Annotated in this window: 22 protein-coding genes; 6 read left to right on the forward strand and 16 right to left on the reverse strand. The window is 71.0% G+C overall.

The features are described from left to right. Positions 1–22 precede the first annotated feature (22 nt). A complete protein-coding gene (locus tag IF17_RS1000000137815; RefSeq protein WP_032772066.1) occupies positions 23–229 on the reverse strand; it encodes a hypothetical protein in 207 nt (68 codons plus the stop codon). A gap of 166 nt (positions 230–395) precedes the next feature. Between IF17_RS1000000137815 and IF17_RS0116415 the strand changes: the two genes are divergently transcribed. Together IF17_RS0116415 and IF17_RS0116420 are read left to right on the forward strand one after the other, a co-directional pair. Continuing rightward, a complete protein-coding gene (locus IF17_RS0116415; protein WP_030566593.1) occupies positions 396–1,274 on the forward strand; it encodes an SCO4651 family lipoprotein in 879 nt (292 codons plus the stop codon). Between the two features lie 184 nt (positions 1,275–1,458). After that, positions 1,459–1,761 carry a hypothetical protein gene (locus tag IF17_RS0116420; RefSeq protein ID WP_032772096.1) on the forward strand — a complete coding sequence of 101 codons (303 nt, stop codon included), beginning with the start codon at positions 1,459–1,461 and terminating at the stop codon, positions 1,759–1,761. Positions 1,762–1,801: 40 nt separating this feature from the next. Here the strand turns inward: IF17_RS0116420 and IF17_RS0116425 are convergent, their stop codons facing one another. Then, positions 1,802–2,215, reverse strand: a complete 414-nt coding sequence (locus IF17_RS0116425) for a metal-sensitive transcriptional regulator (protein WP_030566596.1) — start codon at positions 2,213–2,215, stop codon at positions 1,802–1,804. A gap of 310 nt (positions 2,216–2,525) precedes the next feature. Between IF17_RS0116425 and IF17_RS0116430 the strand changes: the two genes are divergently transcribed. Continuing rightward, the gene (locus IF17_RS0116430; protein WP_030566597.1) at positions 2,526–3,146 is read left to right on the forward strand and encodes a DUF47 domain-containing protein; all 621 of its coding nucleotides are present in this window, start codon (positions 2,526–2,528) and stop codon (positions 3,144–3,146) included. 5 nt (positions 3,147–3,151) lie between these two features. Next, positions 3,152–4,150 (forward strand): inorganic phosphate transporter, encoded by a 999-nt coding sequence (locus IF17_RS0116435; RefSeq protein WP_030566598.1) that lies wholly within the window; start codon positions 3,152–3,154, stop codon positions 4,148–4,150. A 137-nt stretch (positions 4,151–4,287) separates the two neighbouring features. On the opposite strand, the gene pstB is transcribed toward IF17_RS0116435, so the two are convergent. The 13 genes from pstB to IF17_RS0116500 form a co-directional block, all read right to left on the reverse strand. After that, on the reverse strand, positions 4,288–5,064 hold the full coding sequence (gene pstB, locus IF17_RS0116440) for a phosphate ABC transporter ATP-binding protein PstB (protein ID WP_006125735.1): 777 nt from the start codon (positions 5,062–5,064) through the stop codon (positions 4,288–4,290). A gap of 40 nt (positions 5,065–5,104) precedes the next feature. Beyond that, the gene (gene pstA / locus IF17_RS0116445) at positions 5,105–6,193 is read right to left on the reverse strand and encodes a phosphate ABC transporter permease PstA (RefSeq protein WP_030566599.1); all 1,089 of its coding nucleotides are present in this window, start codon (positions 6,191–6,193) and stop codon (positions 5,105–5,107) included. Continuing rightward, positions 6,190–7,191 (reverse strand): phosphate ABC transporter permease subunit PstC, encoded by a 1,002-nt coding sequence (gene pstC / locus IF17_RS0116450; protein WP_030566600.1) that lies wholly within the window; start codon positions 7,189–7,191, stop codon positions 6,190–6,192. The genes pstA and pstC overlap by 4 nt, the downstream gene beginning before the upstream one ends. A 204-nt stretch (positions 7,192–7,395) precedes the next feature. Continuing rightward, positions 7,396–8,535: a phosphate ABC transporter substrate-binding protein PstS gene (gene pstS, locus IF17_RS0116455; protein ID WP_030566601.1), complete on the reverse strand. Its 1,140-nt coding sequence runs from the start codon at positions 8,533–8,535 to the stop codon at positions 7,396–7,398. Between the two features lie 230 nt (positions 8,536–8,765). Next, positions 8,766–9,197 carry an NUDIX hydrolase gene (locus tag IF17_RS0116460; RefSeq protein WP_030566603.1) on the reverse strand — a complete coding sequence of 144 codons (432 nt, stop codon included), beginning with the start codon at positions 9,195–9,197 and terminating at the stop codon, positions 8,766–8,768. Then, a complete protein-coding gene (locus IF17_RS0116465; protein ID WP_030566605.1) occupies positions 9,194–10,393 on the reverse strand; it encodes a CHAD domain-containing protein in 1,200 nt (399 codons plus the stop codon). Before IF17_RS0116465 ends, IF17_RS0116460 begins: the two co-directional genes overlap by 4 nt. Beyond that, entirely contained in the window at positions 10,362–12,614 is a 2,253-nt protein-coding gene (locus tag IF17_RS0116470) for an RNA degradosome polyphosphate kinase (RefSeq protein WP_030566607.1), read from the reverse strand. Before IF17_RS0116470 ends, IF17_RS0116465 begins: the two co-directional genes overlap by 32 nt. Positions 12,615–12,984: 370 nt before the next feature. Then, entirely contained in the window at positions 12,985–13,959 is a 975-nt protein-coding gene (locus IF17_RS0116475; RefSeq protein WP_030566609.1) for a hypothetical protein, read from the reverse strand. Beyond that, a complete protein-coding gene (locus IF17_RS0116480) occupies positions 13,956–14,870 on the reverse strand; it encodes an ABC transporter ATP-binding protein (protein WP_030566610.1) in 915 nt (304 codons plus the stop codon). The genes IF17_RS0116475 and IF17_RS0116480 overlap by 4 nt, the downstream gene beginning before the upstream one ends. After that, entirely contained in the window at positions 14,867–15,283 is a 417-nt protein-coding gene (locus IF17_RS0116485) for a GntR family transcriptional regulator (protein ID WP_030566612.1), read from the reverse strand. Before IF17_RS0116485 ends, IF17_RS0116480 begins: the two co-directional genes overlap by 4 nt. A gap of 102 nt (positions 15,284–15,385) precedes the next feature. Then, complete coding sequence (locus IF17_RS0116490) at positions 15,386–15,709, reverse strand: MerR family transcriptional regulator (protein ID WP_018511156.1); 324 nt, start codon at positions 15,707–15,709, stop codon at positions 15,386–15,388. Between the two features lie 496 nt (positions 15,710–16,205). Further along, positions 16,206–17,129 (reverse strand): mycothiol synthase, encoded by a 924-nt coding sequence (gene mshD / locus IF17_RS0116495; protein WP_030566614.1) that lies wholly within the window; start codon positions 17,127–17,129, stop codon positions 16,206–16,208. Positions 17,130–17,191: 62 nt separating this feature from the next. Then, positions 17,192–18,283, reverse strand: coding sequence for a PDDEXK nuclease domain-containing protein (locus tag IF17_RS0116500; RefSeq protein WP_030566616.1), 1,092 nt, complete (start codon positions 18,281–18,283; stop codon positions 17,192–17,194). Between the two features lie 227 nt (positions 18,284–18,510). Here IF17_RS0116500 and IF17_RS0116505 point away from each other — a divergent pair, with 227 nt between their 5' ends. Both IF17_RS0116505 and IF17_RS0116510 read left to right on the forward strand, forming a co-directional pair. After that, positions 18,511–20,328 (forward strand): bifunctional metallophosphatase/5'-nucleotidase, encoded by a 1,818-nt coding sequence (locus IF17_RS0116505; RefSeq protein ID WP_032772069.1) that lies wholly within the window; start codon positions 18,511–18,513, stop codon positions 20,326–20,328. Between the two features lie 121 nt (positions 20,329–20,449). After that, positions 20,450–21,214, forward strand: a complete 765-nt coding sequence (locus IF17_RS0116510) for a nucleotidyltransferase domain-containing protein (protein ID WP_030566621.1) — start codon at positions 20,450–20,452, stop codon at positions 21,212–21,214. Between the two features lie 37 nt (positions 21,215–21,251). Here IF17_RS0116510 and IF17_RS0116515 read toward each other — a convergent pair whose 3' ends face one another. Continuing rightward, complete coding sequence (locus IF17_RS0116515; RefSeq protein WP_244890501.1) at positions 21,252–22,340, reverse strand: MarR family transcriptional regulator; 1,089 nt, start codon at positions 22,338–22,340, stop codon at positions 21,252–21,254. Positions 22,341–22,737 lie beyond the last annotated feature (397 nt).

Here is a 22,737-nt window from a genome sequence, read left to right on the forward strand (position 1 = left end):
CATGTCCTGGGTCAGGGGGCGCTCAGGACGCCGCGAGGTGTTCGGCGGCGTCCGTGCGCGCCCGGTCCCGTGATCTGCGCGCGGGGCCCGTCCAGCCGCAGGTGCAGCGGGCCAGGCAGAACGAGCCGCGCTCGGTCGTCGTGGCGTTGTGCCCCGCCGGGGGCGGCGCGGGGCACGAAGAGGGGTGCGGGGCCGTGGTGCGGGCTGGGGCGGAGAGTTCCTCGTGCACCCGACCACGGTACTGGGGACGGCCTCCGAACGGGGGGTCCGTGCGCCGCAGGACCCCCCGCCCGCACGGCGGACGCGCCGGGGCGGCGTGACGGGGGGCGCCGGTGGTCGTTAAGCGGAGCGGGTGAGGGCTCGGCCGGGCGGCATTCGTTGGGGGTTGGCAGGCGATGGTGGTGCAGCAGTACAGGGACGGAGGCGGGGCCCGCGCTGCCCGCGCCCTCGCCGTGGCCGGGGTGATCGCGGTCACCGCCGGGTGCGTCGGCGGGGGCGGCGGAGGCGGTGGGAGCGACGGTTCCGGGCAGCGCGCCGTGGCCGCGGAGCGCCCGCTCGATGTGCTCGGCCGGGCCGCCGGCGTACTCGCCGAAGCGGGCGGCGCGGAAGCCCGTACGTCGATGGAGACGGCGGCCGGCGGGACGCGGGTGACGATCCGCGGGGAGGGCACGTACGACTTCCGCACGCAGACGGGGCGGCTCAAGGTGGTGCTGCCCACGGACGCGGCGGGCGCGGACGACCGCCGCCCGATCACCGAGCTGCTGGCGCCGGGCGCGCTCTACATGAAGAACCGCGGCGCCGGGGTCCCCGACGACAAGTGGGTCAGGATCGACACGACCGCCCTGGAGGACGGCAACCTCGTCACCGGCGGGGTCACCGATCCGATGGCCGCCGCCGAACTGCTGCGCGGGGCCGCTGATGTGACGTACGAGGGGAAGTCCGAGCTGGCCGGGGTGACGGTGCATCACTACCGGGGCGTCGCCGATCTGAACCGCGCGGCGCGGGCCGCGTCGCCGCAGTCGCGCGGGGCGCTGAGCGCGGCGGCGAAAGGGTTCAGCAAGGACGCCGTCCCGTTCGACGCGTACCTCGACGAGGAGGGCCGGCTGCGGAAGGTCCGCCACCGCTTCAGCTTCGCCTCCGAGGGCCGTGAGGGCCAGGAGGCGGCGGAGGTCACGGTGGTCTCGACGCTGCTGCTGTACGGGTTCGGTGCGCCGGTCACGGTGAAGCTGCCGGACGAGGACGACATCTACACGGGGGAGATCCGGCAGGGCTGAGCGGCCGGCCGCCGACCGCCGCCGCGTCCCCTACGGGAAGGGCGGGGCGGGAGGGGCCGGTTGGGAGGGGGACTAAATGGTCCGTCCGTGCCATGCGCGGTGCGTATCGCGCTCCCTACGCTAGGAAGCCGGTGCGCCCGAAAGGTCGGCGAAGGGTCGGCGACGGCAGAGAGAGGTGACGCAGGTGGTGACGCTCAGCGCTCCGAACGCTCAGGACTGTGTGGCCCTCGCCGAGATCGAGCTCTGCGGCGAGCTGATGATCGCGGCCTCGGCGGCGCGTGAGGAGCGCCTCAGTCCCGACCGTATCGACGAAGTGCTCAACGTCGGAGGCGAGGCGCCCGGTGCCGGCGATGACACGGGCGCCCGCGAAGGTGCTGGTGCCGGCGAAGGAGCTGGGGAAGAAGCCGGTGGCGTGGGCGTCGGCCTCGTTGTCGGCGGCGCGGAGGCGTGGACGACCGTTCCCCGGCAGGCCGCTCACCGGCGATGACGCCCCCGGCGCCCAGGACGGACCCGGGCCCGGCCCGGTCTCATGTCCGCAGCAGCCGGGCGATCGCCTTCGTGGCCTCCTCGACCTTCGCGTCGATCTCCTCGCCGCCCTTGACCGCCGCGTCGGCGACGCAGTGGCGCAGGTGCTCCTCCAGCAGCTGGAGGGCGAAGGACTGCAGGGCCTTGGTGGAGGCCGAGACCTGGGTGAGTATGTCGATGCAGTAGACGTCCTCGTCGACCATGCGCTGGAGGCCGCGGATCTGGCCCTCGATCCGGCGCAGCCGTTTGAGGTGCTCGTCCTTCTGGTGGTGGTAGCCGTGGATGCCGAGGTCGTGGGCGGTCACGATCTCCTCGGCACCGACGGGAGCCGCGGCGGTCGGTGCGGTCGCCGCCGGGGCCCCCGCCGGTTCCGCTGCCGCTCCCGCTCCCGCGCCCGTCGTCTCGGTGGTGGTCATCTGCGTCCTCCCGTTGTCCTTGTGCCGTGTGCCGTTGCCCTCGTGCGACCTGTTACAGCCTGCTTGTGGCGTGCTCTGGCCTGATGTGGCCGGTGGTGCTGCCCTGCCGACCGTTCACGCTGCGGTTCCACGCACCTGATCTCGGTATACCCCTGCCGGGTATATCGTAACGAATCCGGCGGAAACGTGACCGGGGGCCGGTGCTGATCCCCGTTCGCGATGGGCGACACTGAAGAACGCCGGTTAGCCGTGGCCGGATGATGCGCCTAGCATCAGCCTGACCGAATCCAAAGCATCCCGAGGACCCCACGTGCGCTTTCGTCTGACCCCCAGGGAGACGAGCTTCTACGACATGTTCTCCGCGTCCGCGGACAACATTGTCACGGGCTCGAAACTCCTGATGGAACTGCTCGGGGCGGATTCTGCCTCCCGAGTCGAGATCGCGGAGCGTATGCGGGCAGCGGAGCACGCGGGGGACGATGCCACCCACGCGATCTTCCACCAGCTGAACTCCTCCTTCATCACGCCGTTCGACCGCGAGGACATCTACAAGCTGGCGTCCTCCCTCGACGACATCATGGACTTCATGGAGGAGGCCGTCGACCTGGTCGTCCTCTATCAGGTCCAGGAGCTCCCCAAGGGCGTCGAGCAGCAGATCGAGGTGCTGGCCCGGGCGGCGGAACTGACCGCCGAAGCCATGCCGGGGCTGCGGACCATGAACAACCTCACCGAGTACTGGATCGAGGTCAACCGCCTGGAGAACCAGGCCGACCAGATCCACCGCAAGCTGCTGGCCCAGCTCTTCAACGGCAAGTACGACGCCATGGAGGTGCTGAAGCTCAAGCAGATCGTGGACGTGCTGGAAGAGGCGGCTGACGCGTTCGAGCACGTCGCCAACACCGTGGAGACCATCGCGGTCAAGGAGTCCTGAACCTCGTGGACACCTTTGCGCTGATCGTGACCATCGGTGTCGCGCTCGGCTTCACGTATACGAATGGCTTCCACGACTCCGCGAACGCCATCGCCACCTCGGTCTCCACCCGGGCGCTGACCCCGCGTGCGGCGCTGGCGATGGCGGCGGTGATGAACCTCGCCGGTGCCTTCCTGGGCCAGGGGGTCGCCAAGACCGTCAGCGAAGGCCTGATCGCCACGCCCGTGGGGCAGAAGGGGATGGGCATCCTGTTCGCGGCGCTGGTCGGCGCGATCATCTGGAACCTCATCACCTGGTACTTCGGCCTCCCCTCCTCGTCCTCGCACGCTCTGTTCGGCGGCATGGTCGGGGCGGCGCTGGCCGGCGGGACGGACGTCATCTGGTCCGGGGTGCTGGAGAAGGTCGTCATCCCGATGTTCATCTCCCCGTTCGTCGGCCTGATCGCCGGCTATCTGGTGATGGTCGGCATCATGTGGATGTTCCGGAACGCCAACCCGCACAAGGCCAAGCGCGGCTTCCGGATCGCGCAGACGGTCTCGGCGGCGGGCATGGCGCTCGGCCACGGTCTCCAGGACGCGCAGAAGACGATGGGCATCGTGGTGATGGCCCTGGTCATCGCCGACATCGAGGGCCCCAACGACGAGATCCCGGTCTGGGTCAAGATCGCGTGCGCGGTGATGCTCTCGCTGGGTACGTACGCGGGCGGCTGGCGCATCATGCGTACGCTCGGCCGGAAGATCATCGAGCTGGACCCGCCGCAGGGCTTCGCCGCCGAGACGACCGGCGCGTCGATCATGTTCGGTTCGGCGTTCCTGTTCCACGCCCCCATCTCCACGACGCACGTCATCACCTCCGCGATCATGGGCGTCGGCGCCACCAAGCGCGTGAACGCCGTGCGCTGGGGCGTCGCGAAGAACATCATCCTCGGCTGGTTCATCACCATGCCGGCCGCTGCGCTGGTCGCGGCGCTGAGTTACGGCGCGGTGCTGCTGCTCTTCGGCTGAGCCTCTGCAGCGCAGTACGCCTATGGGTCCGCCCCCGCTCTCCGTACCAGGGAGAGCGGGGGCGGACCCTTTCGCCTTGTGGTGGCACCGCCATGCAGCACCGCAAGGCCGTATGTGGGACATCCCAGGCGTACGGCTCAGCCGAAGCGGCCCGAGATGTAGTCCTCCGTGGCCTGGACCGACGGGTTGGAGAAGATCCGCTCCGTCTCGTCTATCTCGATGAGCCGGCCGGGCTTGCCGACCGCCGCGAGGTTGAAGAACGCGGTGCGGTCCGAGACCCGGGCCGCCTGCTGCATGTTGTGCGTCACGATGACGATCGTGAAGCGCTCCTTCAGCTCGCCGATCAGGTCCTCGATGGCGAGGGTCGAGATCGGGTCGAGCGCCGAGCACGGCTCGTCCATCAGCAGGACCTGCGGCTCGACCGCGATGGCGCGGGCGATGCACAGGCGCTGCTGCTGGCCGCCGGAGAGGCCGGAGCCGGGCTTGTTGAGCCGGTCCTTGACCTCGTTCCAGAGGTTGGCGCCGCGCAGGGACTTCTCCACGACGTCGTTCAGCTCGCTCTTGCGGTAGCTGCCGTTGAGCCGCAGGCCCGCCGCCACGTTGTCGAAGATCGACATGGTGGGGAAGGGGTTGGGGCGCTGGAAGACCATGCCGACCGTGCGGCGCACGGTGACCGGGTCGACGTTGGAGGCGTACAGGTTCTCGTCGTCCAGCAGCACCTTGCCCTCGACGCGGCCGCCGGGGGTGACCTCGTGCATCCGGTTCAGGGTGCGCAGGAAGGTGGACTTGCCGCAGCCGGACGGGCCGATGAAGGCGGTCACGGAGCGGGGCTCCACGGTCATCGAGATGTCCTCGATGGCCTTGTGGCTGCCGTAGTAGGCGGTGAGGCCGCTGATGTCGATGCGCTTGGCCATGGAAATCACTGCTTCTTTCGGGAGGTCGCTGATGGCCGCGTCAGCGACCGGTCTTCGGGGCCTTCCAGCGGGCGATTCCGCGGGCCACGAGGTTGAGGATCATGACGAAGGCGATCAGTACCAGGGCTGCCGCCCAGGCGCGGTCGTACGAGGCGGCCTCGCCGACCTTGTACTGCTCGTAGATGTAGAACGGCAGCGAGGACTGGGCGCCCGAGAAGGGGTTCGTGTTGATCAGCTGGCTGCCGAAGACCAGCAGGATGATCGGGGCGGTCTCACCGGCGATACGTGCGATGGCCAGCATGACACCGGTCGTGATCCCGCCGATCGCGGTCGGCAGGACCACCTTCAGGATAGTGCGCCACTTCGGGATGCCCAGGGCGAGCGAGGCCTCGCGGAGCTCGTTGGGGACGAGCTTGAGCATCTCCTCGGTGGAGCGGACCACGACCGGGATCATCAGGATCGTCAGGGCGAGCGCGCCCATCAGGCCGGACGGCTGGATCTCGAAGATCAGCATGATCGACAGGATGAAGAGACCGGCCACGATGGACGGGATGCCCGTCATGACGTCGACGAAGAAGGTGACGGCCTTGGCGAGCGAGCCCTTGCCGTACTCGACCAGGTAGACGGCGGTCAGCAGGCCGAGCGGGGCGGAGATCACCGTGGCGATACCGACCTGCTCCAGGGTGCCGATCAGCGCGTGGTAGACGCCGCCGCTGGCCTCCGAGCCGAGCACGCCGGCCATGGAGTGGGTGAGGAAGTAGCCGTCCAGGCGCTCGGCGCCGCGGGAGATCGTCGTCCACAGCAGGGAGACCAGCGGGATGATCGCGATCAGGAAGCAGACCCAGACGACGCTGGTGGCCAGGCGGTCCTTGGCCTGGCGCTTGTTCTCGACGACGGTGGTGGCGACGTACGAGATGGCCAGGAAGAGCAGCGCGGCGATCATGCCCCACTGCACCTTGCTGTGCCAGCCGGCGGCGGTGCTGATACCGACGGATAGCGCGATCGCGACGGCGGCGAAGCCGACGGGGGCCAGGCGGGGCAGCGAGCGGCTGGTCAGGGCGGACTTCGGTGCGCCGTGGCCGCCGGGCGGCGTCGGGCGTTCCTGTACGGCGGTGGATGCGTGGCTCATGCGTTGGCCCCCGAGTACTCCTTGCGGCGGGCGATGATGAGCCGGGCCGCGCCGTTGACCAGCAGGGTGAGGACGAAGAGGACGAGGCCCGAGGCGATCAGGGCGTCGCGCCCGAACTCGTCGGCCTCGCCGAACTTCGCCGCGATGTTCTGCGCGAAGGTTCCGCCGCCCGGGTTGAGCACGTGCAGCGAGATGATGAAGCTCGGGGAGAGGACCGTGGCGACGGCCATCGTCTCGCCGAGCGCGCGGCCGAGGCCGAGCATCGAGGCGGAGATGATGCCGGAGCGGCCGAACGGCAGCACCGAGAGGCGGATGACCTCCCAGCGGGTGGCGCCCAGCGCGAGGGCGGCCTCCTCGTTCATCTTCGGGACCTGGAGGAAGACCTCGCGGCTGACGCTGGTCACGATCGGCAGGATCATGATCGCCAGCAGCACGCCGACGGTGAAGAGCGAGCGGGCGACGCCGACCTCGGTCTTCTCGAAGATGTACGTCCAGCCGAAGAACTGGTCGAGCCAGAGGTTCAGGCCCTCCAGGTACGGCACCAGGACGAGGGCGCCCCAGATGCCGTAGACGATGCTGGGGACGGCGGCGAGCAGGTCGACGACGTACGCGATGGGGGCGGCCAGCTTGCGCGGCGCGTAGTGCGAGATGAACAGCGCGATGCCGACAGCGATCGGAACCGCGATGACCATCGCGATGATCGAGCTGACGACCGTGCCGAAGAGCAGGACGGCGATGCCGAAGACCGGCGGGTCGCCGGCCGGGTTCCAGTCGAAGGTGGTGAGGAAGTTGCCCTCGTCCTTCGAGATGGCGATGGCGGCCCGGTAGCTGAGGAACACGGCGATCGACGCCATGATCACGAGCAGCAGGATGCCCGAGCCGCGCGACAGGCCGACGAAGACCTTGTCGCCCACGCGCCCGGTGGGCTGGGGGCGCTCCTTGCGGTCCGGGGGTGCCGGCGGGGCCGGTGGCGTGTCTATCGGTGTGGTGGAAGCCATGGTCTTTCCGGTCTGTGTGGGGGAGCCGGGGGCTCCCCTGGCGGCGGTGCACCGGATGGTTGGGGCTGGGACTGGGACTTGGACTGGGTGGTGCCGGGACGGCGGGCCGGTCCGGAGGGGTGCGCCGCCCCGGCCTGCCGGTGGTGCGTGGAGCGCGGGGTGTCCGGCCTGTTCTGCCGGATGGGTGCCCCGCGCTCCGGGCCGTTACGAGAGGCCGTTGACGGTCTCGCGGACCTTCGCGTTGATCTCGGCCGGGATCGGGGCGTAGCCCGCCTCGGTCAGGATCTTCTGGCCGTCCTCGGAGGCGGCGTAGGAGAGGAAGGACTTGACCGTGTCGAGCGTCTCGGCCTTGTTGCCGGTGTCGCAGACGACCTCGTACGTGACGAGGACCAGCGGGTAGGCGCCCTCGGCCTTGGTCGTGTAGTCCAGCTCCAGCGCCAGGTCCTTGCCGGTGCCGACGACCTTGGCGGCGGCGATGGCCTTGGAGGCGTTCTCCGAGGTGGCGTCGGCCGGGGCGGAGCCGCCGGTGTCGATGGCGACCGTGGAGATGCTCTGGGACTTGGCGTAGGAGAGCTCGAAGTAGCCGATCGCGCCGTCGACCTGCTTCACCTGGGCGGCGATGCCGGAGGAGCCGGACGCGGCCTGGCCACCGGGGGCCGGCCACTTCTTCTCGGCCTCGTACTTCCAGTCCTTCGGGGCGGCGGCGCCGAGGTACTTGCCGAGGTTCTGCGTGGTGCCGGAGTCCTCGGAGCGGTGGAAGGCCTGGATGGCCTTGTCCGGGAGGTCGACGCCCTTGTTGAGCGCGGCGATCGCCGGGTCGTTCCACTTCTTGATCTTCGTGTCGAAGATCTTGGCGAGGGTGGGGGCGTCCAGCGTGAGCTTGTCGACACCCTCCAGGTGGTAGCCGACCGCGACCGGGCCGCCGACCATCGGGAGGTTGATGCCCTGGCCGGTCTTGCAGGCCTTCTTCGACTCGGCGACCTCTTCCGGCTTCAGCGCGGAGTCGGAGCCGGCGAAGCCCACGGTGCCCTGGTTGAAGGCGACGATGCCCTCGCCGGAGGAGGAGGAGTTGTAGTTGATCTCCACTCCGGAACAGGCGGCCATGTAGTTCTTGACCCAGAGGTCCATGGCGTTCTTCTGCGCGCTGGAGCCGGAGGCGCGGAGCTGGCCCTTCGCCTTGCCGCAGTCGATGCTCGACGCGGCAGTGGTCTGCTCACCGGAGCCGCCGGTGGTGCCGCTGCCGGTGTTGTCGTCCGAACCGCACGCCGTGAGGACCAGGGCGCCGGAGACGGCGAGGGCACCGAGCGCGGTGGCACGAAGCCGGTTCTTGCGCTGAAGCTTCACTTTCGGGTGTTCCTTCCAGGAGCCGCCGTGATCTGTTCGTTCTACGACGGCGTGCGATGAGGAGGGTTGCTGCGGCTTGGCGCCGCGCACCGTGTACGTCCGAAATTAGGCAGAACAGGTGAAGCCGCCTACGGGGGAGAGTGAACGGCAGGTGAACCGTGTCGGGCAGGCGGGTGCGGGTCGTGTCCTGCCGGTGACCTACGCCTCAGCTGCGGGGGAGCTCGGCGCGCTCAGGTGCCGGCGAGCACGGCGAGCAGCGCGGTGAGCTGTTCGCGGTCGCGCGGCTGGGTGAGGCGTACGCGGGTGGCCTCGGGGGTCAGCCACAGCAGCCGGTCCACCTCGTCGTTGGCCTCGAAGGCGCCGCCCGTCGCCTCGGCGGCCCAGTAGGCGACCTCCTTGGGGCGCCCGTCGACGAGATAGCGGGCGGTGGGGAGCGGGGCGCCCGGGAGGCAGTGGTGGCCGGTCTCCTCCAGGACCTCCCGTACGGCGGCGGCCAGCGGCTCCTCGCCGCGCTTCAGCTTGCCCTTGGGGAAGGACCAGTCGTCGTAGCGGGGCCGGTGGACGAGGCACACCTCCACCCCGCCCCCTCCGTCCGGGGCGCGGCGCCACAGGACGCAGCCCGCGGCCCGGATGGTCGACGCCGTGTGCTGGGTGCCGCTCATGGGGCCGTCATGGCCGCCGCGTACGGCCAGGTCTCCCGGAACACGGCCCGCGCGGCCTCCACCTCGTGGCGCTGGTCCGCGTGGAGCACCCCGAGGGCGTACGCGGTCGCCGGGGCGATGCGGGGGGTGCGGGCCGCCGCTGCCGCCGCGGCGGCCGCCTCCGCCGCGTCCCGGTGCAGGTCCAGGGCGTGCCCGGCGCCGGTGAGGACCGGGTCGGCGGCGCCGAGGACGACCTCGTGGGCGTACCGGTGCAGCCGCAGCAGCAGGCGGGTCTGGTGCCACGGCGCGTCCTGCGCCTCGTTGTACGGCTCCGCCGACGCGTCGGGCGGGAGGGCCGCCACCGCGCAGATCAGCCGTTGCTCGGCGTGTTCGGCGGGCTCCAGGAGCGCCTCGGCCCCCCGGCCCGTGGTGCCCGGGGCGAGCGGGACCTCGGAGGCGAGCAGCGCCACGGCGTCGGCGACCGCGTGGAAGCGGGAGGAGCCGAGGGCCTGGAGCGCGGCGGAGTGGGCCCGGGTCCGGGCGAGGGTGAGCTGGCGCTCCAGCAGCGCCCCGGCCCGCGCCGCCCCGACGCCGAGCGCGGCCCGGCCCTGGGCGTCCGGGGCGGGCCCGGCGGCGGCCCCGGATCTGGGGGAGGCCCCGGCGCCCGCGGATTTCGTGGCGGCGGGCTTCGTACCGCGTGCTGCGGGGACGGCGGCGCCGGACAGCTGGTGCAGGGCGTCGAGGAGGCGGGTGAGCCGGCCCGCGTAGGCGTGTTCCCGGGCGAGGGTGCCGGAGAGCCAGGCCAGTTCCGTACGGAGGTGGTCGGCCCAGACCGGGTCCAGGACGGTGCGGAAGGTGTGCAGGGAGCCGCTGATGCGCCGGGCCGAGCGGCGCAGGGCGCGGGCCGCGGCCTCGGCGCCCTGGCCGTTGGCGTCGGAGGGAGCGCTGTGCTCGCGGTGCAGGCGCAGGCTGCGGAGGAAGTCCCCGGCCTGCCCCTGGAGGTAGGGCGCGAGGACGGCATCGGCGGTCACCCCGTCGGCGGGGCGGAGGCCGGTCACGCCGTCGGCGGGGCGGCTCCCGGGCCGAAGGTTCCCGGGCTCGGCTTCGGGGGGCCCGCCCCCGGCCGAAGGGGGCCCGTCCTCCGGGCCCCCTTCCGCGACGGGCGGGCGGGTCGTCGTCTGGTGGTCAGGGCGTCGCACGCCTGCGCCTCCGGGCATCGATGAGCATCTCCTGGACGTGCCGCAGCGGCTGCCCCTCCGCGTCCGTGGCGTGCCGGGTCCAGTTGCCGTCGGGGCCCAGGTGCCAGGAAGAGGTGGTGTCGGCCATACCGGTCTCCAGGAGTCGGCTGAGTGCGGCGCGGTGGGCGGGGTCGGTGACCCGGACGAGGGCTTCGATCCGGCGGTCGAGGTTGCGGTGCATCATGTCGGCGCTGCCGAACCACACCTCGGGCTCGCCGCCGTTGCCGAACGAGAAGACCCGGGAGTGTTCGAGGAAGCGCCCGAGTATGGAGCGGACCCGGATGTTCTCCGAGAGCCCGGCGACCCCGGGCCGGATCGCGCAGATCCCGCGCACCCAGATGTCGACGGGCACGCCCGCCTGGGCCGCCCGGTAGCAGGCGTCGATGATCGCTTCGTCGACCATCGAGTTGACCTTGATCCGTACGTAGGCGGGGCGCCCGGCGCGGTGGTGGGCGACCTCCTTGTTGATGCGGGCGATCAGCCCGTCGCGCAGGGACTTCGGCGCGACCAGGAGGCGGCGGTAGGTCTCGCGGCGGGAGTAGCCGGAGAGCCGGTTGAACAGGTCGGAGAGGTCCGCCCCGACCTGCGGGTCCGCCGTGAGCAGGCCGAGGTCCTCGTACAGCCTGGCGGTCTTGGGGTGGTAGTTGCCGGTGCCGACGTGGGAGTAGCGGCGCAGCGTGTCGCCCTCCTCGCGGACGACGAGCGAGAGCTTGCAGTGGGTCTTCAGCCCGACGAGGCCGTACACGACATGGCAGCCGGCCTCCTCCAGCTTGCGGGCCCACTTGATGTTGGCCTGTTCGTCGAAGCGGGCCTTGATCTCGACGAGGACGAGGACCTGCTTGCCGGACTCGGCGGCGTCGATGAGGGCGTCCACTATCGGGGAGTCGCCGGAGGTGCGGTACAGGGTCTGCTTGATGGCCAGTACGTCCGGGTCACTCGCCGCCTGCTCCAGGAAGGCCTGGACGGAGGTGGAGAACGAGTCGTACGGGTGGTGGAGCAGGACGTCCCGCTCGCGCAGGGCGGCGAAGATGTCGGGCGCGGAGGCGGACTCCACCTCGGCCAGGTCCCGGTGGGTGCCCGCGATGAACTTGGGGAACTTCAGCTCCGGCCGGTCCAGCGAGGCGATCGCGAAGAGGCCGGTCAGGTCCAGGGGGCCGGGCAGCGGGTAGACCTCCGCGTCGGACACCTTCAGCTCGCGGACCAGCAGATCCAGCACGTACGGGTCGATGGACTCCTCGACCTCAAGCCGCACCGGCGGACCGAAGCGGCGCCGCATGAGCTCCTTCTCGAGCGCCTGGAGCAGGTTCTCCGCGTCGTCCTCCTCGACCTCCAGGTCCTCGTTCCTGGTGACCCGGAACATGTGGTGCGCCAGCACCTCCATCCCGGGGAACAGCTCCTCCAGGTGGGCCGCGATGACGTCCTCGATGGGCACGTACCGCTGCGGCGACGCCTCCAGGAAGCGGGTCAGCAGCGGCGGCACCTTGACCCGGGCGAAGTGGCGGTGGCCGCTGACCGGGTTGCGGACGACGACGGCCAGGTTGAGGGAGAGCCCGGAGATGTACGGGAAGGGGTGCGCGGGGTCGACGGCCAGCGGGGTCAGCACCGGGAAGACGCGCTGCCGGAAGAAGGTGAAGAGGCGGGCCTGCTCCTTCTCGGTCAGATCCGGCCACCGGATGAGCTGGATGGACTCGTCGGAGAGGGCCGGGGCGATGTCCTGCTGGAAGCAGGCGGCGTGCCGGGCCATGAGCTCGCGCGAACGGGTCCAGATCAGGTCGAGGACCTCGCGGGGCTGGAGGCCGGAGGCGGAGCGGGTGGCGACGCCGGTGGCGATGCGGCGCTTGAGACCGGCCACCCGGACCATGAAGAACTCGTCCAGGTTGGAGGCGAAGATCGCCAGGAAGTTGGCCCGCTCCAGGATCGGTGTCGCCGGGTCCTCGGCGAGCTCCAGCACGCGCTCGTTGAAGGCGAGCCAGGAGCGCTCGCGGTCCAGGAAACGGCCCTGGGGCAGCTCGTCGCCGTCCCGGTCGGGCTCGTACGCGTCCGCGTCGGCGTCGAGATCGGGGTCCAGGTCGGCGGCGGTGGAGAAGCCGGCGTTGCTGGACGAGGGGTGCGCGACGGCGTGCGGCCGGTGCGCGGCGAGTGCGCCGACGGACGGCTGGGCGGGCTGGACCGGGACCTCGGAGCTGGGCTGCTGGCTCATGAACCCATTGTTCCGCGTGGAGGGCGAAGCAGGCGCGTCGGAGCCGGGAAAGATCGCGGAAGGCCCGGGAAACCCGGGGTCACGGCCGGAGGACGCGGCGGACACGTCGCCCCGGGCGCTCCCGTTGCGGCGGGGGGCTGGCAGAGCTGGCTGCATCCCGTGAGGGTCGCAAGGGCGTCTGAATGGCCGGTAACGGCGACATGACGTACAGGAAGCGGTGTGCCTGCGGGTCGGTCGCCCGGTCACTGTACGTGACTGCGCGCGGGTACGTGATCGCCGCCCGGGCCCACCCCTCGTGAGGCCCGGACGGCGAGGTCGGTGCGGCCGGGTCCCGGCCGGTACGGCTGGTCCCGGCCGGTGCGGCCCGGGGTCAGCCGTGCAGGCGGCGCAGGACCCGGAAGGCGGCGAACACGGCGAGCGCGGCGAGAGCGAGCAGGATGCCGGTCTCGACGAGCTGGAGCGGCCAGAAGTGGGAGGCGGGGTGGTAGTGCTCGTAGTGCCGCACGCCATGTCCGGCCAGGCAGTCCTGGAAGTTCAGGGAGGAGGGGGAGCAGGTGCCGGCGGGAAGCGGGTCGCCCCCGGCCGTCACGTAACCCTGCTCGACGACGTACGACCACTTCGGGACGGGTGAGACGCCCTCCAGGGGATAGGTGACCTTCACCATCGGCCAGAAGCGGAACCGCACCGAGCTGAGCACGAACGCCACCAGCCCGGAGGCGGCCAGGGCCACCATCAGCGCCGGGACCGTACGGCGCAGCAGCAGCCCGGCGAGCGCACCCAGCGCCACGGCCAGCAGCGCACCGGCGACCGGGACCGTGCCCGTGGCGCCGAAGGCCGTCGCCTCCTCCCAGATGGCCGGGAACGGGTACGTGAGCTGGGTCCTGGACCACGAGAGGACGGCGGAGAGCACCACGATCCCGCCGACCACCGGCAGGGCGATGGTGACGAGCCGCGCGGCCAGCCAGGCGGCGGGCGAGGTCGACTGGCTCCAGGAGAGCTTGATGCTGCCGGTCTCCCACTCCCTGGCGATCACCGGGCCCGCGACGAAGGCCGCGACGACGGCGGGGAGCGCGACGAGGGCGAAGCCCGCGTACGTCAGCAACCGGTCGATGCGGATCATCCGGTCGGTGAAGTCACGAGCCGCTTGAAAGCAGGGGCGTGCGTCGCTGCTCAGGGTGCAGCCGGCGCTCGCGAGGTCGGCGACGGCCCGTTCGGCCAGGAGGGCCACCGTGAGCAGGCAGACGATCCCCACGGCGACGGCCGCCAGGGCCGCCCACAGGGTCCTCCGGTGCAGGCGCAGCGCTACGCGGACGGGGCCGCGCAAGGAGGTGACGGTGGAGCTCACGCGGACACCACCGCCTCGCGGACCGTACCCGCCACGGCGCCCGGCGTCAGCAGCGGCGGGGCGTCCGGGGAGCGGAGGTGGGCGAGGAGGAGCTCCTCCAGGGAGGGTTCCTTGGTGGCCCAGAGGGACTCGTCCACGGGGCCCTCCTTCCTTAAGAGAGCCGTGAGCTGACGTCCCGTCGTACGGGATTCGACGACGGTGTGCGGGGCCAGGTCACGGCCGGCCTGGCCGGTGACCAGGGCGTGGGCGGAGACGATGTCCTCGGCCTCGCCGCCGAGCCGGACGCGGCCGCCGTCCACGAACAGCAGGAAGTCGCAGGCGCCCTCCAGCTCGGTGAGGATGTGCGAGGACATCACGATGGTGGTGCCGTGCTCGGCGGTCTCCGCCATCAGCACGCCCATCAGCTCATGGCGGGCGAGAGGGTCGAGGTCGGCCATCGGCTCGTCCAGCAGCATGAGTTCGGGCCGCTTGCCGAGCGCCAGGGCCAGCGCCAGCCGGGTCCGCTGCCCGCCGGAGAGCGTACGGACGCGGGCGCCCTGCGGCAGCGGGCCGGCGATCCGCCCGGCGATCCCGGCGTCCCAGCGCCCGGGGTTGAGCTCGCCGCCGGCCCACAGCGTGTCGGCGACGGTGAGCTGCGGGTACAGCGGCTTGTCCTGGGGCACGTAGGCGATGCGGTCGCGTACGGCGGAGGGGTCGGCGGAGCCGAGGACGGCGAGGGACCCGGCGCTCGGCCGGGCCAGCCCCGCCGCCAGATTCAACAGGGTGGACTTTCCGGCCCCGTTGGGACCGACGAGGGCGCAGACGTGCTCGGCGGGAAGGCGGAAGGAGCAGCCGTCCAGGGCCGTACGCGCGCCCCCTCTCCGCCCGTAGGTCATGGCGAGGCCGCGAGCCTCGATCACGGCACCTGTCATCTGTCCTGGTCCCCCTTGTACGTACTGTCGATCACGGCGGTGAAGAGCGCGCTGACGTCGTCCTTCTCCAGCCCCGCCGACCGCGCCCGGCGGGCCCAGTCGGCGAGTTCGGTGCGCAGCGGCGAGTCGGAGGCGGATGCCTCGGCCGCCGTGCCGAGCGTCCGGCGGACGAAGGTGCCGAGACCGCGCCGCGCCTCGACGAGGCCCTCGCGCTCCAGCTCCCGGTACGCCTTGAGGACGGTGTTCGGGTTGATGGCGGTGGCCTCCACGACCTCGCGGGCGGTGGGCAGCCGGTCCCCCGGCTCCAGAACGCCCAGGCGGAGGGCCTGCTTCGTCTGCTGGACGATCTGGAGGTAGGTGGCGACGCCGCTGCGCCGGTCGATGCGGAACTCGACCGCTGCGGACTCTGCCATGTTCACCACCCTTTCACTAATTGAGTAGTGAAAGGGTGCACCAAGGAAGGGGCGGCGTCAATCGACGCCGCCCCTTTGGCATTCGTACGTGTACGGGAAGGTCTACCGCGTCCGTGCGGCGCGCAGTTCCTCGTTGATGCGCTGAGCCTCTTCGAGCTGGTCCTCGAGGATGACGATGCGGCAGGCGTCCTCGATCTTGGTGCCCTGGTCCACGAGCTCGCGGGCGCGGGCGGCGATGCGCAGCTGGTAGCGGGAGTAACGGCGGTGGCCGCCTTCCGAGCGCAGGGGGGTGATCAGGCGGTTCTCGCCGAGTGCGCGCAGGAAGGCGGGGGTGGTGGAGAGCATCTCGGCGGCCCGGCCCATGGTGTAGGCGGGGTAGTCGTCGTCGTCCAGGTTGTCGGTGGGGCGGGTACTGCTAGGCGGCATAGCACCTCTTCTTTCGGGGACACGCCGGTGGTCGGCGTGGGGACACGTCGGGGGGCCCGAGTGCCATCCGGCACTCGGGCCCCGAGCTTCAACACCATCTGCCGACGTGACTTACGTCGGCCTTCTTTTTCCGCCGGTCCGCCGGTGAGGGCGGGAGAGCGGGGATCGCGGATGCGTGACCGGGGACCACCTTCCGATCTGGGGCCTGCGGTACCCGGGCGGTGTGTGCCTCGCCCGGGCGATCCTGATGGCGTCCGCTCCTTACCTCGTCGGTTCTGTTCGTCTGTTCATCGGACCGGACAGGTCGGAGAACCGCTGCGCGGCCCCTGGGGGTCGCACGGCCCGGCAACCAGCGCTGGAACCCACCGTTTCCGGCTCCACCACTCCGCTGCCGTGCCGTCCTCGCTGTCCGGCTACGAGAGAAACACTAGACCCGCCGCCGGCGAGATGTCTACTCCCGCCACGACAGATTTTCTTCCGACCGGAGGTGCGAGGTTCAGGACTCGGTGCGGTACATCAGGTCCACCTCGTGGGTGGTGAAGCCGATCCGCTCGTACACCGTCACGGCCGCCGTGTTGTCGGCGTCGACGTAGAGCATCGCGGTGGGAAGCGCCTGGGCGGCCAGGTGGTGCAGGCCGATGGAGGTCAGCGCCTTGCCGAGGCCGCCGCCCTGCGCGTCGGGCAGCACCCCGACGACGTACACCTCGCCCAGCTGCTCCTGGGCGTGCACCTTCGTCCAGTGGAAGCCCACGATCTCCCCGCCCCGCTCGGCCAGGAAGAACCCCTTCGGGTCGAACCACGGCTCCGCCTTGCGGTCGTCCAGGTCCTGCTGGGTGAGGGAGCCCTGCTCGGGGTGGTGGGCGAAGGCGGCGCGGTTCACGGCGAGCCAGGCGGCGTCGTCCCGGCCGGGCTCGAAGGTCCGTACGGTGACGCCTTCGGGCAGTACGGGCTCCGCGAGGTCGAGCGGGATCAGGCTCCGGCGGAGCTGGCGCAGCTCGCGGAAGAGGGAGAGGCCGAGGACCTGGGCCAGGTGCCGGGCGGCCGAGCTGCCGCCGTGCGCCCAGACCCGCAGCCGCTTGCCGGTCGCGGCGAGGAGGGCGGCGCCCAGGGCCCGGCCGTGGCCGGTGCCGCGCCGCTCGGGGTGGACGACGAGCTCGGCCGCCGGGGCCTCGACGGGGTCGGTGTCCTCCAGCTGCGCGTACCCGGCGAGGGTGCCGCCGCTGGTGAGCAGGAAGTGGCGTACACCGTCGCGGTGACCGCCCCGGATCCGGAGCCTCCCCTGCTCGGAGACCGCCTGCCTGCCGTCGAACCGGGCCGCCTCGCCAAGGAGTTCGAGGACGGCGTCGGCCTGGGCGGGGTCGAGCGCGTCGAGGGCCTGAATCTCGCGTCCGGGGGAGGGGAGGGGTGCGTCAGTCGTCATGGGGACGAGCGTACGGGGATGGAGGGCGCGGGCGGGGGTGTGCGCGGGCGGCTGCCCGCCGGTCATTCCTCCTCGGGCTCGGAGGTGGCAGGCGCGTTCAGGACGTGGTCCGCGATGCGGGAGAGGTCCTCCGCGCTGGGCAACAGCTCCCTCACCCCCTCGGGCAGCCCGGCGTACGTGCTGACGGCCAGCGGGGTGTTGTACCCGCGCAGCGCGTACTCCACCATCGCCCGGTCCCTGCTCTCGGCGATCAGGATGCCGAGGGTGGGCTCGTCCCGCTCCTTGTCCCTGACGAGGTCGTCCACCACCGAGACGTAGAACCCGAGCTGTCCGAAGTGCTCGGCCCGCGCCTTGCGGGTCTTCAGCTCCAGCACGACGTAGCAGTGCAGCTTGCAGTGGTAGAAGAGCAGGTCGATGCGGTACTCGGAGTCGCCGACCACGATCGGGTACTGCCGTCCGACGAAGGCGAACCCGACGCCGAGCTCGGTCAGGAACCGCACGAGGTTGTCGACGAGCGCGTCCTCCAGATCGCGCTCGGCGGGCCGGCCCGACAGCTCGGTGAAGTCGAGGCGGTAGGGGTCCTTGAGGATCTGCCGTACGGCGTCGGACTTCCCGGGAAGGCTGACGTCGAAATTGTTCGCGGCGGCCCCTTCCGCGAGGTGCAGCTGCCGGTGGAGCACCGACTCCAGGTGCGTACGCGACCAGCCGTGGTGGACGGCGTGCTGGGCGTAGAAGTCCAGCTCGAAGCGGGTGGCGCACTTGCCCACGAGGAGGACGACGTGGCCCCAGGGCAATTGTCCAACAGGCTGTTGGACAATTGAGTCCGGCCAGGTGCGGGCCATCTGCTGCATGTAGTGGAGGTTGGATCGGCTAAATCCCCGCTGCTGCGGGAACTCCGTCCGCAGCTCGGTGGCGATCCGCTCGATGACCTTCGTGCCCCACTTCTCCCCTCGCTGGCGCTCCAGGATGACCTGCCCGAGCTCCCAGTACATCCGGAGCATCTCCGTGTTGACCTTGAGCTGGGCGCGGACGTGCGCCCCGCGGACGATCGTCTTGAGGTCGTCGACCATGTCGAGGAATCCGGCGGGTAGTTCTGCCGGACGTGCTTGCTGCTGGCCCGGCACCTTCGGCGTGGCCGCGAGTTCGTTCTCCATGGCGCACAGGCTTCCGGATGCCCCGTGCGCCGTGATGTTTCTGCCCGGATATGTAAGCCATACGGATGATAGATGTGCAGATGAAACGACTCTGACGAGCCATTTGGCCGGATGGCAACCAGTCCGTAACCCCGAACACCTGTTGCGCTACGCGCGTTGACTCTAGGCTGCGGCACGCAGGATTCCAGAAGTGACACCACTGACGTAACTGACACACAAGGGGACCGATGTCAGCGACTCCGCAGAAGAAACGTGCCTCCCGGCGGGTGCTCGCCGCCGCGGCCGGTCTGGCCACCGTGGGCGCGCTCGTCGCCGCGATGCCGGCCGGGGCCCATGACCGGGGCCACGGTCACGGCCACGGGCACGGCCACAAGCCCCGTACCGTAGATGTGCAGTTGCTGTCCTTCAACGACCTGCACGGCAACCTGGAGCCCCCGGCCGGCTCCGCGGGCAACGTCTCCGAGACGCAGCCCGACGGCACGGTGAAGGCGATCCCGGCCGGTGGCGTCGAGTACCTGGCGACCTCGCTGCGCACCGCGCGCAAGGGCAGCCCGTACTCCGTCACGGCGGCCGGCGGCGACATGGTCGGCGCGAGCCCGCTGCTGTCGGGCCTCTTCCACGACGAGCCGACGATCGAGGCGCTCAACAAGCTGAAGCTGGACGTCTCGGCGGTCGGCAACCACGAGTTCGACGAGGGCGCGACCGAGCTGGCCCGCCTCCAGAACGGCGGCTGTCACCCGGTCGAGGGCTGTTACGAGAAGGGCAGGAAGTTCAGGGGCGCGGACTTCCCCTACCTGGCGGCCAACGTCACCAAGGAGAAGACGGGCAAGCCGCTGCTGAAGCCGTACACCGTCTGGAAGAAGAACGGCGTCAAGATCGGCTTCATCGGCGTGACCCTGGAGGGCACGCCGGACATCGTCACCGCGAACGGGGTCAAGGGTCTCAAGTTCCACGACGAGGTCGAGACGATCAACAAGTACGCGCGTGAGCTGGACCGCAAGGGCGTCAAGTCCATCGTGGCCCTGATCCACGAGGGCGGGGCCCCGGCCTCCACCTCGTACAACTACGACTGCGACAGCCCCGGCGCGGGCGACGGCATCTCCGGCCCGATCCTCGACATCGCCAAGGGCATCACGCCGAAGGTGGACGCCCTGGTCACGGGCCACACCCACCAGGCGTACGTCTGCACGGTCCCGGACCCGGCGGGCAAGCCGCGCATGGTCACCTCGGCGTCGTCGTTCGGCAAGCTCTACACGGACACCACCCTCACCTACGACCTCCGTACGAAGGACATCGTCCGTACGTCGGTGAAGTCGGCGAACCACGTCGTGACCCGGGACCAGCCCAAGGCCGCCGACATGACGAGCCTGATCGAGCGCTGGAACAAGCTGGCCGCCCCGATCGCCAACCGGCCGCAGGGCTGGATCAGCGCCGACATCAACGGCCGCGGCTCCACGGCCCCCGAGAAGCCGCTCGGCAACGTCATCGCCGACGCCCAGCTCGAAGGCCTCGCCCCGGCCGACAAGGGCGGCGCGGAAGTCGCGTTCATGAACCCGGGCGGTATCCGCGCGGACCTGGTCCACAAGGCGTCCGGCAGTGAGGGCGACGGGGTCGTCACGTACGGCGAGGCGTTCACCGTGCAGCCGTTCACCAACATGATGAACGTCGTCGACCTGACCGGCGCCCAGCTGGTCGCCGCCCTCCAGCAGCAGGTCAGCGGGCCCAACGAGGCGAGCCCGAAGATCCTCCAGGTCTCCAAGGGCCTCACCTACACCCTGGACCTGACGAAGACCGGCGCGGCCCGCGTGGTCACCGACTCCATCAAGCTGAACGGCGCGGCGATCGACCCGGCCCGCACCTACCGCGTCGCGATGAACGAGTTCCTCGCGGGCGGCGGCGACGGCTTCCCGGCCCTCGGCCAGGGCACGAACAAGCTGGTCGGCGCCTCGGACCTGGACCTGTTCAACGCCTACCTGGCGGCCCACTCCACGGCCGCCGCGCCGCTGGCCCCGCCGGCGACGGACCGGATCACGGTCGTGCAGTAGCTCTTGAGCGGAACTCCCTTACGGGATGGGGGCGGTGGGCCGGTGGGCCTGCCGCCCCTCACCGTTTCTCCGGCCAGGGCCGCCCGCCTCCACCTCCGCGGCCCTGGCACGATGAACAGCCATGGATGCCCGAACCCAAGGACAACCCCCGGAGAGCCGGTCCGTCGCAGAGTTGGCCGATGAGGCGCGGCGGCTGGTCGCGGAGCGTTATCCCCAGGCTGTGGGTGCGCTGCTGGGCGGGTCCGCTGCTCAGGGGCGGGCCACGGCTGGCAGCGACCTGGATGTGGCCGTGCTTCTCCCGGACGGCGAGGCCGGTGGGCGTGAGGTGGTCCGCCGTGACGGGCGTCTGGCGGAGTTGTTCGTTCATACGGTGAGCGACGTGTCCGCTGCCTTCGAGCGGGACCGGGCCCAGCGGCGGGGGACCATCCTCTTCCTCTATGCCCAGGGGCTTCCGTTGCTGGATCCCGGCGGCCATGTGTCCCATGTGTGCGAGCGGGCCCGGGAGGTGTTGGCGGCGGGGCCGCCTCCGCTCGCGCCGGAGGAGTGGGAGCGGGGGCGCTACCTCCTGACCTGCTTCCTGGACGATCTGGCCGATGCCTCGCCGGCCGCCCGCTACGAGCAACTCGCCCTGGCCGACGCCGTGCTGCGCGAGGCGGCGCACCTGCTCACCGCCCATCTCGGTGCCTGGAACGGCATCGGCAGGTGGCTGCCGCGCCGCCTCCTCGGTGCGGACCCGGTGCTGGGTGAGGCTCTGCTGGCCGGGCACCGTGCCGTGGCCGAACAGGCCGACTCCGTACGGCTCCTGGAGGCCGGTGCAGAAGTGCTCGGGCTGTGTGGCGGGCCGCTCAGGGAGGGGTACGTCCAGCACTGGGGGCCGTCGGCGTGACGGCTGCGGTGGTTGTGCTGCCCGTCCTCACGGTTGTTCAGGGGAGCTTGAGCCGGTTGCGGAGTTCGCTGACGTAGGTGGCGATGTCGCTCTGTCCGGGGAGTCCGTCGTCCCGGGTGTGCTCATCGGTGCCGGACCGGCAGGGGCGGCAGAGGCCGTCGGGGAGTGCCTCGGGGCGTCCTGGGGCCCCGCACTCGGCGCATTCGACCAGGACGCGAGGGGCTGGAGTGCCGGGCGGCGGCGGGTGCGCGGGGCCGGCCGTCGGCTGGTGGGGCGGCATCTTGGTCTCCAGGCGGCGGCGGACGAAGCCGACCGGCGAATCGACGGCCTGGGGGAGCCCGGCGGTGAGGGCGTGGACGACGTGTTCGGCGGTGACCCCCCGTTCGAGCCAGGCGGCGGCGAGTCCTTCGAGCGCGGCGCAGTCGGCGGCGGAGAGGCCGACGCGGTGGTCTACCTGCCCGAGCTGGGCGAGGGCGAGGTAGGCGGGGGAGGGGCCCGGTGCGTGAGGTGGTTCCGGGGCTGGTGCCTGTGGCGGCGCTGGGGGTGTCTTCGTTCGTTGCTGCGGTACGGATACGGGGTCGGGTGCGGCTTCGGCGTCAGGGTGCTCGTGGTCGGGGGGCGGCGGCTCCTGCGGCACCCAGGGGGGCGGGGGAGGGGCGGCCTCGGAGACGGCCGCATCCTGCGCGGGCGCCGGGGTGTGCTCCGTACCGGCCGCGAACCGGGCGCGCTCCGTGGCCAGATAGGCGTTCCACCACTCGTTGTCCCGCGCGGTACGGGACCAGAACGTGCGGGAGACCCAGCGGACCCGGCCCTCCCGGCCGACCTCGCACCGCACGCGCCGCAGGTGTCCGGCGACGGACAGGGCCCTCAACGCGGAGCCGATGGCCTGCTGGCCGTAGAGGGGGAGTTGCTTGGCCAACTGCTTCACGCTCATCGCCGCCTCGTCGGGGAGGCGGTCGATGAACCCGGCCACGTACCGCTCGCGCGTCGGTAGGAGGCTGAAGTCGTTGGGGGTGCTCGGGCGTTGGTCCGTCGTGGTGCGTTTGCCGTAGCCGGGTTTGGCCATCGGGTACGCGGGTGAGGATGCGGGCGCGGGCTGGGCGGGGCTAGTGTGCTCGGTAGCCACGAGGTCGTCTTTCTAGGGTTGCGATCTTGCGGTGAGACCCCGGCCTGGTGCTTACAACACCGTGTCGGGGTCGTTTGGTTCTCGAACCGTAAGCAGTCGTGACGCTGCGCCGCAAGCTGTCACGATTAGTCATACTTGCTGGCCGTTACGGGGTAGGGAGGGTGGGGAGGTTTTCCCCTCCCCCCTTCATTTGCCCGCCAGTTAAAGAAAGCGCTCGAATCCCGGGTCTCGGGTCCCGACGCCCGGGTCCCGGACCCCGAGCTTCGGGCCAGCCCTCGTCCGCGTACACCCGAAAGAGTGAACCGACCGTCTCCGAGGCTCGGGCCCCGGGTCTCGGGACCCGAGGCCCAAGACCCGAGGCCCGAGAGCCGGGTGCGCCAACCCCGTTGTGCGACGC

The organism is Streptomyces cyaneofuscatus, assembly GCF_000718135.1.
In the GTDB taxonomy this organism is placed as follows: domain Bacteria; phylum Actinomycetota; class Actinomycetes; order Streptomycetales; family Streptomycetaceae; genus Streptomyces; species Streptomyces cyaneofuscatus.